12 protein-coding genes and 4 tRNA genes are annotated in these 14733 nt (G+C 44.1%); 8 read left to right on the top strand and 8 right to left on the bottom strand.

The features are described 5' to 3' along the window. Positions 1–105: 105 nt before the first annotated feature. The 8 genes from AABW11_RS19380 to queA all read right to left on the bottom strand — a co-directional run bounded on the left by AABW11_RS19380 (position 106) and on the right by queA (position 3678). Positions 106–177, bottom strand: a tRNA-Thr gene (locus AABW11_RS19380). A gap of 11 nt (positions 178–188) precedes the next feature. After that, a tRNA-Gly gene (locus AABW11_RS19375) sits at positions 189–261 on the bottom strand. A gap of 24 nt (positions 262–285) precedes the next feature. Further along, positions 286–368 (bottom strand) — tRNA-Tyr (locus AABW11_RS19370). Positions 369–376: 8 nt separating this feature from the next. Next, a tRNA-Thr gene (locus tag AABW11_RS19365) sits at positions 377–448 on the bottom strand. A gap of 319 nt (positions 449–767) precedes the next feature. Then, on the bottom strand, positions 768–1421 hold the full coding sequence (locus AABW11_RS19360; protein WP_340106990.1) for a DedA family protein: 654 nt from the start codon (positions 1419–1421) through the stop codon (positions 768–770). Positions 1422–1429: 8 nt separating this feature from the next. Beyond that, entirely contained in the window at positions 1430–1909 is a 480-nt protein-coding gene (gene ispF / locus AABW11_RS19355; protein WP_340106989.1) for a 2-C-methyl-D-erythritol 2,4-cyclodiphosphate synthase, read from the bottom strand. Between the two features lie 9 nt (positions 1910–1918). After that, positions 1919–2617 (bottom strand): 2-C-methyl-D-erythritol 4-phosphate cytidylyltransferase, encoded by a 699-nt coding sequence (gene ispD, locus AABW11_RS19350; protein WP_340106988.1) that lies wholly within the window; start codon positions 2615–2617, stop codon positions 1919–1921. Positions 2618–2631: 14 nt separating this feature from the next. Next, on the bottom strand, positions 2632–3678 hold the full coding sequence (gene queA / locus AABW11_RS19345) for a tRNA preQ1(34) S-adenosylmethionine ribosyltransferase-isomerase QueA (RefSeq protein ID WP_445263807.1): 1047 nt from the start codon (positions 3676–3678) through the stop codon (positions 2632–2634). Between the two features lie 236 nt (positions 3679–3914). On the opposite strand from queA, the gene AABW11_RS19340 reads away from it, so the two are divergent. The 8 genes from AABW11_RS19340 to AABW11_RS19305 all read left to right on the top strand — a co-directional run bounded on the left by AABW11_RS19340 (position 3915) and on the right by AABW11_RS19305 (position 14288). After that, positions 3915–4424 carry a hypothetical protein gene (locus AABW11_RS19340; protein WP_340106986.1) on the top strand — a complete coding sequence of 170 codons (510 nt, stop codon included), beginning with the start codon at positions 3915–3917 and terminating at the stop codon, positions 4422–4424. A gap of 12 nt (positions 4425–4436) precedes the next feature. Beyond that, entirely contained in the window at positions 4437–4892 is a 456-nt protein-coding gene (locus AABW11_RS19335; protein ID WP_340106985.1) for a LytR C-terminal domain-containing protein, read from the top strand. A 38-nt stretch (positions 4893–4930) separates the two neighbouring features. Then, positions 4931–5350, top strand: a complete 420-nt coding sequence (gene rsfS / locus AABW11_RS19330) for a ribosome silencing factor (RefSeq protein WP_340106984.1) — start codon at positions 4931–4933, stop codon at positions 5348–5350. Beyond that, positions 5347–9216, top strand: coding sequence for a sensor histidine kinase (locus tag AABW11_RS19325; RefSeq protein ID WP_340106983.1), 3870 nt, complete (start codon positions 5347–5349; stop codon positions 9214–9216). Before rsfS ends, AABW11_RS19325 begins: the two co-directional genes overlap by 4 nt. A gap of 232 nt (positions 9217–9448) precedes the next feature. Beyond that, positions 9449–10798 carry an MATE family efflux transporter gene (locus tag AABW11_RS19320; RefSeq protein WP_340106982.1) on the top strand — a complete coding sequence of 450 codons (1350 nt, stop codon included), beginning with the start codon at positions 9449–9451 and terminating at the stop codon, positions 10796–10798. Between the two features lie 539 nt (positions 10799–11337). Further along, entirely contained in the window at positions 11338–12432 is a 1095-nt protein-coding gene (locus AABW11_RS19315) for a type III polyketide synthase (protein WP_340106981.1), read from the top strand. A 3-nt stretch (positions 12433–12435) separates the two neighbouring features. Continuing rightward, positions 12436–13140 (top strand): methyltransferase domain-containing protein, encoded by a 705-nt coding sequence (locus AABW11_RS19310; protein WP_340106980.1) that lies wholly within the window; start codon positions 12436–12438, stop codon positions 13138–13140. Then, positions 13137–14288: an FAD-dependent oxidoreductase gene (locus AABW11_RS19305; RefSeq protein ID WP_340106979.1), complete on the top strand. Its 1152-nt coding sequence runs from the start codon at positions 13137–13139 to the stop codon at positions 14286–14288. Before AABW11_RS19310 ends, AABW11_RS19305 begins: the two co-directional genes overlap by 4 nt. Positions 14289–14733: the final 445 nt, after the last annotated feature.

Raw genomic sequence — 14733 nt, 5'->3', positions numbered from 1 at the left:
ACCGATCGTACCGATATTCACGTGTGGCTTGGTACGTTGAAATGTCTCCTTTGCCATGACTATCTATATTATATTGAGTTTGTTAGTTTAATCTGCTACCTGAAGAGCCGATAGTCGGAATTGAACCGACGACCCCTTCCTTACCATGGAAGTGCTCTACCCCTGAGCTATATCGGCTTGATTCAGAGAGCGGGCGACCAGAGTCGAACTGGCAACATTCACCTTGGAAGGGTGACACTCTACCAATTGAGTTACGCCCGCTTTTCAAAATTCAAAATCATTAAGTGGGGGGAGCAGGATTCGAACCTGCGAAGTCGTAAGACAACAGATTTACAGTCTGCCCCAGTTGGCCGCTTTGGTATCCCCCCAAAATATGAGCCAGTGGCCGGATTTGAACCGACGACCGACGGTTTACAAAACCGTTGCTCTACCCCTGAGCTACACTGGCTGGTCAATATGTCAAACTACTATTACAATTACTTTCCTAAATTAGTGACCGGTTTTGAACCGATGCCCAAATTTTGCACTTATTAGCTAATTCACTTATTAGCTAATTAAATAAATCAAAAAAAAGCCTGCGAACTGTCTTGTAAGCTGCTGACTGAATTTTTAAAATCTTTTCTTAATACCCTTCTTCAAAATACTAAGGCAAGAAAATTTTATTCCTCTGTTTCCAATAAACGAAGACGATATACCGATCTCGCTCCCATATCACTGAAAGACTCCAAAAATAGTTACATCTTAAGAACTTGTCAACTAAAATCAGATCATTTTTTTAAATCTTTTTTAGACCGGCTCACAGCGCCTCTTAAATACTTCACATAAATGAATCTCCCCCCTACAGTAAGCAGTATCAATGCTAACACTGTCCAACCATAGATGTTAAGATAATCTCCAATCACAAACCAGTTTTCATGAACAACCCATCCCGCTCCTAATAATACAAAATTCCAGGAAATTGAGCTTAAAAAAGAGCTGAATACGGTAGTGATTGCTCTCATTTTTGCAAGCCCGGCCGTAACAGCTATGACAGATCGTGTGCCTGCCAAAAAACGGTTGGCCACAATAACAGCTTGCCCGTACTTGTGCATCCATCGTTTACAGCGGTCGAAATATTTTACATCAATAATACGCATCAGCCAGAACTCTGAACGATGTGTGTCTATCTTATCACCAAAGTAATAACCAAACGCATACATATTCATAAACCCTATCACAGATGCGAAGGTTGTAATCATAAGCAGCCCATTAAAACTGATAATTTGTTCAGCCGCCAGATAGCCGCCAAAAACAATCAGTAAGTCACCTGGAATCGGTGGAAGAATGTTTTCGGCATACGCCACAAATAAAAATATTGTGTATATGCTTGTGGGTGACAAAGTGAGAATCCAATTTACAGCCTGGTCTATGTAAACTTCCATTTCTGCGCTTAATCTCTAAATAAAAGTGCTACACTGTGGGCGGCAATTCCCTGGTTTTGGCCAAGCGATCCAAGCTTTTCATTTGTCGTCGCTTTTACAGACACCTGAGAGAAGTCACATTTTAGTGTCTGTGAAATATTTTCTCTCATCTCATCAATAAAAGTGAGCATTTTTGGAGCTTCCGCTATGATCGTAGCATCCAAATTACCAATAGAGTAACCCTCATTTTTTATAAGTTCCTGGATTTTTGAGAGCAGCGCCAAGCTATCAGCGCCTTTGTAAGCTTTATCTGTATCCGGAAAGTGCTGACCGATGTCGCCCAGTGCTGCTGCCCCAAGAATTGCGTCCGTGATAGAGTGCAGTAAAACATCAGCATCTGAGTGCCCTACCAAGCCCAACTCATATGGAATTTGAACACCCCCAATAATCAAAGGCCTGCCCTTTCCCAGGGCATGTATGTCATATCCAACACCTATTCTGAAATTCATTTAGATCTCCTACGGCTTAAATGTATCAACAAGTAACTCCGCAATCTTAAAATCGATGGGATAGGTTAGCTTAAAATTTTCACGGTCGCCTTCCACCATCCGTACATTTTTTCCAAATGCTTCAAACAATGAAGCGTCATCCGTGACCTCGACATCTTTCTGTTCGGCAAACTGAAATGCATCCTCGTAAAGCTTTTTACGAAAAATCTGGGGAGTTTGTGCCTGCCATAACAAAGACCTGTCAGGCGTACTTTTGATGAACCCATTGAGATTTACCTGCTTAATTGTATCCTTTACAGGCACGCCGATGATTGCCGCCCCGCACTGTACGGACCTGTTCAGGCAGTCTGCGATCGTACTCTTTTTAATGAATGGCCTAACAGCATCATGAACAGCGACATAACCGATAGTGTCTGACACTTCCTGAAACGCATTGTATATTGAATCTTGTCGGCGGTTTCCACCATCAACCACAGCCGTATCAACTTCATCAAAAAGCATGTTCAGTATATCCGACGTCTGCTCCTTATATAAATCAGACGTTGATACAATAACCTGCCGCAGAGAATCCAATCCGCGGAAGCATGACAGTGTCCGCTCCAAGACCGTTTTTCCTTTGAGCAGCAAATATGGCTTCGGAATATCTGAATCCATACGCCTGCCCACGCCTGCTGCAGGTATAATGAGTGAAAATGAAGGGGCCTTCACGGTGCTACCTGCGATTAAAGAATCAACATTGCATCACCGAATGAAAAGAACCTGTAATCCTTTTCCTGGGCTTCTTCATAGGCTTTCATGATGAAGTCATAACCACCAAAAGCAGCTGCCAACATCAGTAAAGTTGACTCAGGCCGATGAAAGTTTGTGATAATAGCTTCCGTGATTTTAAACGGGTAGTCCGGGTAGATGAATTTATCTGTCCAGCCTGTCCCTGGTTTAGACATTCCGCTGGCCATTACACTGGTTTCAATCACACGTACTGCAGACGTACCACAAGCGATAACCTTGCTTGTTTTACTCTTCAGGGCTTTATTAATCTTATCTGATGTTTCCTTTGAAATCAGGTAATTTTCGGAGTCCATTCGGTGTTTGGTCAAATCTTCAACTTCAACATTCCGAAAAGTTCCCCAGCCGATATGTAGAGTCACGGGCAAAAATTCTGCGCCTTTCTTTTCTACCCTTTCAACCAGCTCCGGAGTAAAATGCATAGCAGCCGTTGGTGCCGCAACAGCTCCCCTTTCTTTCGCAAATATAGACTGATATCTCTCCTTATCCTCTTCTACAGGCTCGCGCTCGATATAGGGGGGAAGAGGCATATCACCAATTTCATCGAGACGTTTATACAGATCTTCATTCGGGCCGTCGTATAAAAACCGAATGGTTCGGCCTCTGGATGTCGTGTTATCAATCACTTCAGCCATCAGGTCTTCCCCGAAATAGAGCTTGTTCCCGATCCGAATTTTTCGCGCAGGTTCTACAAGAACATCCCAAAGCATGTTCTCAGGCATCAGTTCGCGCAGCAGAAAGACTTCTATATCAGCGTCAGTCTTCTCTTTTTTCCCTTTTAGCTTCGCGGGAAATACTTTAGTGTTATTGTAAATAATGACATCTCCCTCATTAACATATTTATGGATGTCGGCGAAGGTCTCATGCTTGATAGACTGGTCTTCCCTGTTCAAAACCATCAGTTTTGCACTATCTCTTGGTTCGAGGGGTACTTCGGGGACGTTAAAATCTTCGATTTCAAATTTGAAATCCGTAAGTTTCATTTTCATACGGGAGGGTACTTTTTTGTGTTTAACTTTAAAATGTATATAGCAAGGTAATATACCTGTTTTTATTTGCTACCACAATTCCAACTTATCTATAGGCCATTTGTTGCCCTGCTTAAAAAATGACTTTAATTGTCCTCTTTCAAAAATTTTTCTATTCGTGTGAAATTGTTTACTAAGTCGAACCGTTTACGTATTATAATTAACGACCGATAAACTCAACGTCCAGTTATATGAAATTTTCAGTTCTGCTTATTACAATCCTGCTTTTTGCAGTATCACTTTCAGAAGCTCAGCTCAGAGAAGATTTAGGCAACGGGTCCGATTACAGTGGTGTAATAACCCATGAGCAGAGGCCATCATCTCCCGGAAACTGGATGAACATGCTCAATATGACCATGGATCATTCCTATTCTATGTCCTTCAGCAGTTTCGGCGGACAAATGCAGAACTTAAATGCTTACACCAATTCAATGCTTTTTGACATCAGTGATAATCTGAATGCTCAAGTTGATGTATCTTTTCTTCATTCACCTTTTGGTAACAGTTTTATGGGTGATAATACCAGTTTAGGATCACGCATCATCATTGATCGCGCACGGCTTGACTATAAATTATCTGAAAATTCACACATATCAATTGAGTTTTCTCAGCGTCCGTATCGTTATTCCCCCTTTAGTAATTATGGATATGGTTTTAGCCGGGGATATGACTCACCATGGAACAGGCATAATGTTTGGTAGATTTAGTTCTTAATGGCAGATAGCAAACAAGAGAAAGACCGGTCATCACTACTTCTTAATACAGCGATCGGGTTTTTAGGTTTTTTACTTTTCATTTTAATCTTTTCATTAATTGCGCGGGTTCTCTTCCCCAGAATTTCATCTGATCGTGTTGAGCAGGATCCGGTATTAATCAGTAGTGTTATACAGCTGGAAGTATTAAACGGGTGTGGAGTTCCGGGGTTAGCAACAAATTATACAAGTACCCTCCGCGGATATGGATTTGATGTTGTTGAAACCGGCAACTTTGATCATTTCAACATGGAAAAATCAGTGGTTATCGCACGCAGCAATCAAACAGAAAATGCAGAGCGGGTAGCACGGGCTCTTGGCATTGAAGAAGAACATATATTACGAGAAATCTCCGGAGAATTTTATCTGGACGTGACCCTTGTACTTGGGGCAGACTACAAGACACTCAATCTTTAAACGTAACTTAATGTATTCAAAAATTTAACCCACCGCCTATGACAGAGCCAGCAGCAACAGATCAATTCACAACAAAAGCCGGCAATAAAACGGCTGATTCTGCTACACTTATTAATACCATCACCGAAGCTTTACTTGAGAAAAAGGCGAAAGACATTACTGTACTTGATGTGCGTGGACTCACCACACTAACCGATTACTTTATTGTTTGCCACGGAACATCAGACACACAGATTGGAGCGCTGGCAAGTAGTGTATCACAAAAAACAAAAAAAGAACTGGGTGAAGCCGAGTGGAAAAAAGAAGGGCATGACGCCCGGAGATGGATTATCCTCGATTACGTAAATGTGGTCGTTCATATATTCAGTAAAGAGAAAAGAGAATTTTACGGCATTGAGCGCATGTGGAATGATGCGGAAATAACAACCATTGAAGATCCCGAAATTGAAAATAGTTGAAACAAGTTCTTAAACATCCTCTTTTGATTCCCGCAGCCATTTCAATTATGGCACTGGTATCACTGGGAGTTTTTGAATTTTATGACACCTATTACTGGACCCTTCCGGAATCACCGAATGCACTAATTGAAGAGAGTCTCGATACGGCGGAAGATCTGTTCGAGGAAACAAACCGGCAGATGTCACGTGATGTATCAGACCTCGTTAATGAGATCCTGCCGCTTATAGAACAGTCTCAAAATCGTCAGCTGATATTCCGGCAGCTACAAAACAAAGATTTTTGGGGAGTGACATTATACAGGGATAATGAACTCTGGAACTGGAACGGGTTTCACCTTATGATCCCTCCCCCGCCTGAAACTGGGTCAGATTCCGTCTATACAAATGTACTGAGACGTGCAAATCTCACACTTCTAACTGCTCAGTCCGCCTTTAGCGTAAACGATCAGGCATACCGTTTAATAGCAGCTCGCAAACTATCCCACTCAACAAATCTGCCGATAGCTCCAAATGTAAATTATAATCTCGCTAAACATGAACGCTTAGAATCAAAATTCCCGGTTAAGTTCAGCTATTCAGCCTTACCACCTGAAAATATTGCCGGGCACAGGGTGCTGAGCACATCCGCACGTGACTCAATCGGAATTGTATACGCTGTTGAGGGAGATTTTGCAGGGTATCAGACGGCTTACAACAACTCCATTCGTGACAGTAAAAAAGTGTTTCACATTATATTTTTGCTCTCGTTGTTTATACTGTTTGTCGTATTTGCTTTTACTTACAATTCCTGGTTCTCTCTGCTTCTTCAAACTATTACCATTTCCGTGGTATGGTTTGCAGCTATAGAATTTAACGTGATCCGGGCCTGGAGTGATCTCTTCCTTACCCAGGGAAATACCGAGCTTATCAATAGCTATGTATTTTTGGGTGAATACTCTATAAACTCTCTCTTTTTGATTCTTTTGTTCCTTGTTACTTTCAGCACTCTCAGCGGGTACAGATCAAATAAGACGGAAAAAATGCAGGCTAAAGGCATGTTGCTTGCGGTACTCTATGCAATCGTACAGATACTGCTGCTTCTCTTTTTTGTTATCAGCACAAAACAACTGACGGCAAATCCGGCAATCCCGCTGCTTGACCTTGAACTCGTACCTTCCCCTGCTTCACTTTTTTTCTACATATCCGGGGCTGTCTTTTTCACAGCCATATCCGGAATCAGCATTACCATTGCGCAGTTTCTGTTTAAGTTTGAGCGCGATAAGGCAGTACTGATATTTTTCTCTGCTTTCTTCTCGTTTCTCGCTACATCATTCGCAATCGATCAGTTGTCCTCCATAAACTTCTTCCTCGGCTGGCAATTTTTATTGGTAAGCATTCTCTTCATATCATTTATTGTGGGCGGCTGGCTACTTACCTACTACCCATTGGTTTTTTCGAAAATGTCGGGTTTCAGGCGCATGATGATTCTCCTGCTATTTGCATCAGGCTCGATTTATACCATCATCTGGAATACAACCACTAATCGTGCCGACGAAGAGCTGCGGAAAATTGCTATAGAATATGCCGCTGAAGCGGACAGTGATGGTGAATCTATCTTGCGCAATATCCTTCAAACGGTTGAATCGCGACTTAACAACGGCACCGACGTATACGAAAACCCGGAACGTGCCCAGGCTCAGTTTGAAGAAGTAGTTGAATCTTTTGATCGCAGAGAGTGGCAAAGCTATACAATTGACCTGCACCTGATTCGGTCCGACGGGGAGATGATTTCCGACTACTCTACAAGTATTGACTCGCCGGGATGGACATCCATTTTTGAGCTTGATATGATGATTCGTTCTCACCGTGGCGAGCAGCTGCGAATGGAGACCAACAGGCCTATTATCTGGGGACGGCCGCTGAATATCGGTGAAAATTTCAGGTCATTTTTCAGGGGATGGATTCCCATTTACAGCAACGAAAACCCAAACCAGATCCTGGCATGGGTTACCGGATCTATTTTCGAAGAACGGCCCGATTTCAACAAACCCATTCGAGCGCTCATGGCTGCAGCAACAGGCGAAGAGTGGAGAAAAAGTTTTTATATGGCTGAATTTGCGGGCAGCAGAGTGGTTCGAAGCGCAACGAAAGGCATTTACACCGACCAGCCCGAATACAACCGGTTATCCGATATCGAGCGCAGCATCGCTATGGACGACTCAATAGCTTATATCACAACACGAACATCGCAGGGATCTTTCAGAGAAATCCTCATGAAAACCGGAGAGCGAAACATTGTAAAGGTAAGCACGCCAAAACCCGGCTTTAGCAACCATCTGTTCTCATATTTTAGAATGTTTCTGCCACTGCTCTTTTTTGGGTTATTTGTGATGGGGACTCTTTCTGTATACGGCCTTAAATCATTTAACCTGTTTAGCCAAAGTAACCGATTTCAGAGTCGCCTTATCGATGGGTTCACTCTTGCAACACTGCTGTTTTTAACTCTCCTGATGTTTGCCACGCAGTACGCCATCAGCAATCAAAGCGAGCAAAACATCGAGAGGGACCTTGTTAATAAACTGAGAAACTTAAGCGAGTCCATTCAGCTGAATAATCCCGAATTAACGACAGGCGAACTCGACGTGCCGCTTGCTCCTGTAACATCCCCCCTGAATGTAGATGCGATTTTATACCAAAATGTTTGGGTTGATGAATCAACCACACCACAAATATTTCAGCAGCATCTGATACCTCAAATTTTACCGTTCAACGTTTACGAATATCTCTACAACAGAGAGCGGCGACATATCGTCACAACTGTTCAGCTCGGCAAAGAAACACTGCTGGTAGGATTCAGGTCAATTGTTGATGATGATAACGAACCTAAAGCAGCCGTTGCCATCCCCACATTTACGCAATCGCCTGTATACACTGAGCAGCTGCTTGAAACCACAAGCTACCTGTTTGGTATTTATCTGGCTATTTTCGTTCTCTTCACGATTGGTGCCTTAATATTTTCAAACCAATTAACGAAACCCATTGAGCTGATTCAAAAAGGGTTAAACAAAATTTCACGCGGCGAGAAGAAAACAAAGATTCCGGTTACCAGTCGTGATGAGGTTGGGGCACTCGCCGAAGCCTATAATGAAATGGTAAATAAGCTTGATGATGCCCAAAAAGAACTCATCAAAGCAGAAAGGGAGTCTGCCTGGAAAGAGATGGCCCAGCAGGTTGCCCATGAGATAAAGAATCCACTGACCCCTATGAAGCTAAATCTGCAGCACCTGCAACGACAGCTCGAAGCTAACCCGGAGAATGTTTTGAATCTGAAACCGGCGATCGAAAAAACAGCAGCCAATATTATCGAACAAATTGAATCGCTCAACAAAATAGCCAGTGATTTTTCAAAATTTTCGAAGCCAATCCGGGAACCCTTTGAGCCCGTTAAGCTGGAAGCAATTATTGAGTCTGTTACGGATTTATACAGACATGATGAAGGCGTCAGCATAAATGCCACAATAAATAATGGCGATGCAACCGTACACTGTGTCCCGGATGAAATTCGCAGAGTCCTGATAAATTTAGTTAAAAACAGTATTGAAGCGTCTGAAAACGGAAATAGCAGGATCACCATCAAAACAGGCAAACAGGGAGAACAGATATTTATCTCGATTGAGGATAACGGAAGCGGAATCCCGGCTGAAGATCGCGACAATATTTTTGTACCCAATTTCTCAACAAAATCATCCGGTACCGGTCTCGGCCTCGCGATATCCAAAAAAATTATTGATGCTCACTTTGGAACAATCGAGTTTGAATCAACAGACGGTAAGGGAACAGAATTTATCATTACCCTTCCGATAAATCCTCCGACTAACGATTCGTAGATTCACAGATATCTATCCTGAGACTGTCAGAGCGTCATCCCGCGCTTGATGCGGGATCTCCAATCTAAACGTAAGCAGGAGATACCGGATCAGGTCCGGTATGACGGTATTTTTTTCAAATTATTTATTGGACACCCTTTTTTGACAGCCCCAGGTTTTCCGAAATAAGTCTGGCCGAACACCCTGATTTCTTCTCTAATTATTCGTACCATCTGCATCCTCAAAAATGCAGATGACAAATAACTCCACCACATATCGAGAAGAAATAGTTAAAGAATCCGGGCTGCTGATGAAAATCGGTACGCCCGTGATCATCACGCAGCTCTTGCAAATTAGCATGAGCTTTGTTGATACCATCATGGCCGGGCGTCTTGCCCCCGAAGACCTGGCTGCAATAGCAGTGGGAACCAGCGTGCTGATGCCGGTGGTTGTTTTGTGTATGGGGTGCCTGATGGCCGTCACTCCAATCGTAGCTCAAAATGTAGGCGGCAGGAGCCTCAACGTCATCGGAAAAAATGCCCGGCAAGTCCTGTGGCTGAGTCAGATTCTTGCACTACCGGCATTTTTCATCCTGCGAAATCTCGACTTTGTATTTGACCTACTCCAGGTTACCGATGCAATCATTCCTATAGCATCCGGTTATCTGCAAGCCATAAGCTGGGGGATTTTTCCTGTGTTTGCCTATGCGGCGCTGCGACATTTCAATGAAGGGCTTTCCGTCACGCGACCGGCGATGTACATCGCTATCATTGGAACTCTTGTAAATGTTCCTGCAAACTATATTTTGATGTTTGGCAAGCTTGGATTTCCGGAACTTGGTGCTATCGGTACCGGTTACGCATCGTCATTCGTTTACACCATCATGTTTGTGGCAATGTTATGGTTTACAGTGAGGCACGAGCCTTACAAACGATTCGATATTTTTGGTAAATTTCGCTGGCCTGAAAAAGAGTATTTGAAAGAACTTGTTCAGATAGGCACTCCAATTGGCATTAGTTCATCAATGGAGGTCAGTATGTTTGCGGCCGTTAGCTTGCTCATCAGCACGCTAAGCACGATCCAAATAGCAGCGCATCAGATAGCGATAAATTTCGCATCCATTTGTTTTATGATTCCCCTCGGCCTCTCGATAGCAATTTCGGCCCGGGTCGGCAACTCGATGGGGCGTAATAAACCGCAAGAAGCCCGGTTCCGGGGGTATATCGGGGTTGGAATATCAACGCTTTTTATGATCTGCACGGCAACGATACTTTTCCTGTTTCCGAGGGCCATTACGTCTATCTATACAGGTGATCCGGAAGTGACTTCAATTGCCGTTCAGCTACTTTATATGGCAGCTATTTTTCAGATTTCGGACGGACTTCAGGTGAGCGGCTACGGTGCGTTGCGCGGATTAAAGGATACCAAAGTTCCGATGGTGGTCAACCTTATTGCCTACTGGATGATCGGAATTCCAACGGCTTATCTACTTGGGTTTACCTACAATTACGGAGCACCCGGGTTTTGGATCGGTTTGATTGCGGGTCTTACCGCTGCAGGAATCTTACACAATGCACGGTTTTTTATAAAAACAAGAAGCTGAACATAACAACAACTCATAACTATCATTAACATCAATAGGGTGTCAGAGAGAAGTTACCCCATTTTTCGATTTTATCTGATATAAGGATAATTCTATGTGCTCCATAGTTTTCTCGTGACGGATATCGTAAAATTTATACAACATTACCGGGTGAATCAGCCTATAATCTTTTATCTGAGTTTCCTCACGACTTAGGAGGAGAGTGCAAATAAATTCTCGGTCAAGCCCGGCGTCCGGTTATTTGCCACGACGGCACAAAGGCCTGAAGCTACACGAAGAGCAATCAGTCAAGCCGGCATGCTAAACCCTTGCCATTTTAAATAGTTATCAAATCATTATAAAACAGTGCTTTATAAGAATTTCATGTGAAATTTCAGGGTAACACCTCGATGTTAGAGGGCTTCTATTGACATTAGTTACTGTTCAGGAAAATATAAAATCCCGGTAAATCTCCGTATTCTAAGGTCCGTTACTGAACGAATATACAGCAGTTCAGCTTCTTTCTATAACTGACTAACCGCTCTAACCCATTGTTTACCATGAGTTCATACATTCATCAAATCCAGACAGCAACCCCTGAGTTTAAGTACTCACAAGATGAATTACGCGATCGAATGAAGGAGATTGTTGGCGGTGATGAGAAGGATCAGCGACTGCTGCATCACATTTACGGGCGTTCCGGTATTCAAACCCGTCATTCCGTAGTGGATGATTTTAAATCAAACGGCTCTTTTGAGCTATTTTTTAATGGCCAGGGAGCAACACCCGGCACCAAAAGCCGGAACGATACTTACATCAAAAAAGGACGCCAGCTGTATGTAGATGTTGCCCGGAAACTGATGAACGCATCTGATCTGAATACAACGGATATCACCCACCTGATTACCGTCTCCTGCACGGGATTTTATGCCCCGGGACCTGATTACGATATTATCAAATCGCTGGGACTACCCTCTTCAATTGAGCGATATCACCTCGGATTCATGGGGTGCTATGCCGTTTTGCCCGCTCTTAAACTTGCCAGCCAGCTTTGTGAAGCAAATAAAGATGCCAATGTCATGGTGGTTTCAGTTGAACTGTGCACGCTCCATTTCCAGGCCCGGCCGGTAATGGACGATATGATCTCAGCCTCAGTATTTGCGGATGGCGGTGCAGGGACCATCGTGTCTGGTAAACAGCCCGGCTCCGGACCCCATTTCTCCCTCGATGGATTTGAATCAGCAATTACCGACAAAGGCAAAGACGATATGGCCTGGTCAATTGGCGATCAAGGGTTTAACATGACACTTTCTACCTATGTTCCGGATATATTGAGCAGTGAACTGGATTCGTTTCTAAACCCAATATTTGAAAAATATGCCATCGCCCAAGATGACATTAATCTTTGGGGCATTCACCCCGGTGGCCGCGCAATTTTAGATAAGTTTGAAAGCACCCTCTCTCTTGAAGATGGCGCACTAAACGCATCACGTTCCGTTCTTGCCAACTACGGGAATATGAGCAGCGCTACAATTCTTTTTGTGCTGAAGGAGCTTCTCGAGAGCTCATCAAGCGACAGTCCACAAAAAGCAATTGCCATGGCCTTTGGCCCCGGACTGACGATTGAATCAGCCTTGCTTACAAAACAGTCCTGACGCATGTCTCTTTTCCTGCGTGAGCGTGATACGTCTCTCAAAGAGTTTATGGATGATCCCAACTGTGATCCTGATCTGCTTGAGGCCACATACAGTCAGTTTGAATCGGTTAACAAGCTGCTTGGTGGATGGGATCGTATCTATGAAACATATATTCGTCAGCCACTGATTGAGGCTGGTGAAAACGCCTCAGTTCTCGATATTGGCTGTGGCGGCGGTGATATTCTCCGACTTCTGGATACTTATTGCCGGCGGGATAGCCTCAACGTAAGATTTACGGGAATTGAACCCGACAGTCGCGCCATTACCTACATCAAAAAACAGGACTGGCCGGATCACTTCTCTTTCTCTCAAGCCTATTCAGGCGATCTCGTGCAGCAGGAAAAATCATTTTCGATTGTAATATCAAATCACCTGATGCATCATCTTACACCCAAAGAACTAGGTCAGCTTTGTGACGACGCTGAAAACCTTGCGAGCCGACGCATCATATTCAACGATATTGAGCGATCAGATATAGGATACGCCGGTTTCAGAGCCATTGCTCCGCTGCTTTACAAAAACAGTTTTATCGTAGAAGATGGAATCCGGTCCATTCGAAGAAGCTATCAAAAACAGGAGCTTCAGCCTGTGCTTCCCGATGGCTGGACCGTGAAGCGACAGTTTCCATTCAGGCTACTCGCAATCTGTGAAGGAGGGAACGTATGAGTTCATCAAACACTGAAAGGAATGTCGTAATCATCGGTGCGGGACCGGTAGGGCTGTATCTTGCCGGAATTCTTGCTCAGCAGAACTTTACCGTGACAATCCTTGAGAAAAAAACAGAAGTTGACCGGCACTCAAAATCACTTGGCATTCACCCGGTATCGCTTGAGCTGTTTGATGACGCCGGCATAGCCGACCGATTTACTGAGACCGGCCTCCAGATTCAAAAAGGACATGCATTTATTGATCAAAAAAAGATCGGAGCGGTCTCGTTTGAGACATGCCCAAAACCGTTCGACTACATCCTGGCGCTGCCCCAGTATCGTACCGAAGAGATATTGGAATCCTGGTGTCGCTCGTTTGATAATATAATTATCCAGCGCGGAGCTGATTTTACTTCTTTCAGTCAGATAGAGAACGGTGTTGACGTCAGCTTCACACTCAATGATGAGAGAGAAACTGTTCGCGGAAGCTACTTGGTTGGGTGCGACGGAAAGAACAGCAAAGTCCGGAAATTGGCGGGCATCCATTTTGAAGGAAGCCCCTACCCCGACACCTACATTATGGGCGACTATAGTGACAATACCGATTTTGGCCCCGATGCGGCCGTTTACCTGCATCGTGACGGACTCATCGAATCCTTTCCCCTGCCGGATTCCCGCCGGCGATGGGTGGTCAAAACAGATTCTTACATCGAGCAACCGGATCGCACGATATTGGATACCTTGGTCGAAGAACGGTTAAATCACTCCATCGATGATCAGACCAACAGCATGATCAGCTCCTTTGGGGTGCAGCACCACCTGGCTGAAACATTTCACAAAGATAGGATTTTGCTCGCCGGAGATTCGGCTCATGTGGTCAGCCCCATTGGCGGACAGGGTATGAATTTGGGATGGATCACGGCGGCCAACCTTGCTCAATCCCTGTCCGAAATACGCAAAAACGAGAATCGCGCCAAACCCATCCTTGATTCTTATTCTAGGGTATCACAATCAACGGCAAAAACCGTCGCCAAGCGTGCAGAAATAAACATGTGGCTCGGCAGAAAACGCAGCTTTCCACTGATCCGTAATCTTATCGCAAGACTGATCGTCAACACACCGCTTCAAAGAAAGATGGCTCAGATGTTTACGATGAGGAACTTATAGATTTTAGATAAGAGATTATAGATGGCAGTGACACCTTTCAGAGTCCGGATCCGCGTTCTGAAAGTAGATGGAAACGAAGAGACCTTCAAGCGTCCGGCGGACCTTGAAGCGTCTCGGGTTAAGGATCATAGACTTTGATCTGCATCTATTTTGGAACAGACTCTTCTTACTTCAACCATCGAACTACTACCTACTCAAGACTTAAAAAGTCAATCTTCTTTCGTCGATCTGCCATCTACCACAATGAGACGCTGACAGGACCTCCGGACGCTATCAGGTCGACACTAAGCCGCCGAGACCTCCAAGCGTCCAGCGGACCTTGAAGCGTCTCGGGTTAAGGATCATAGACTTTGATCAGCATCTATTTGGAACAGACTCTTCTTACTTCAACCATCGAACTACTACCTACTCAAGACTTAAAAAGTCAATCTGCTTTCGTCGATCT

The sequence above is a fragment of the Rhodohalobacter sp. 8-1 genome, from assembly GCF_038150125.1.
In the GTDB taxonomy this organism is placed as follows: Bacteria; Bacteroidota; Rhodothermia; order Balneolales; family Balneolaceae; genus SW132.
This window is presented reverse-complemented; position numbering and strand designations above follow the sequence as displayed.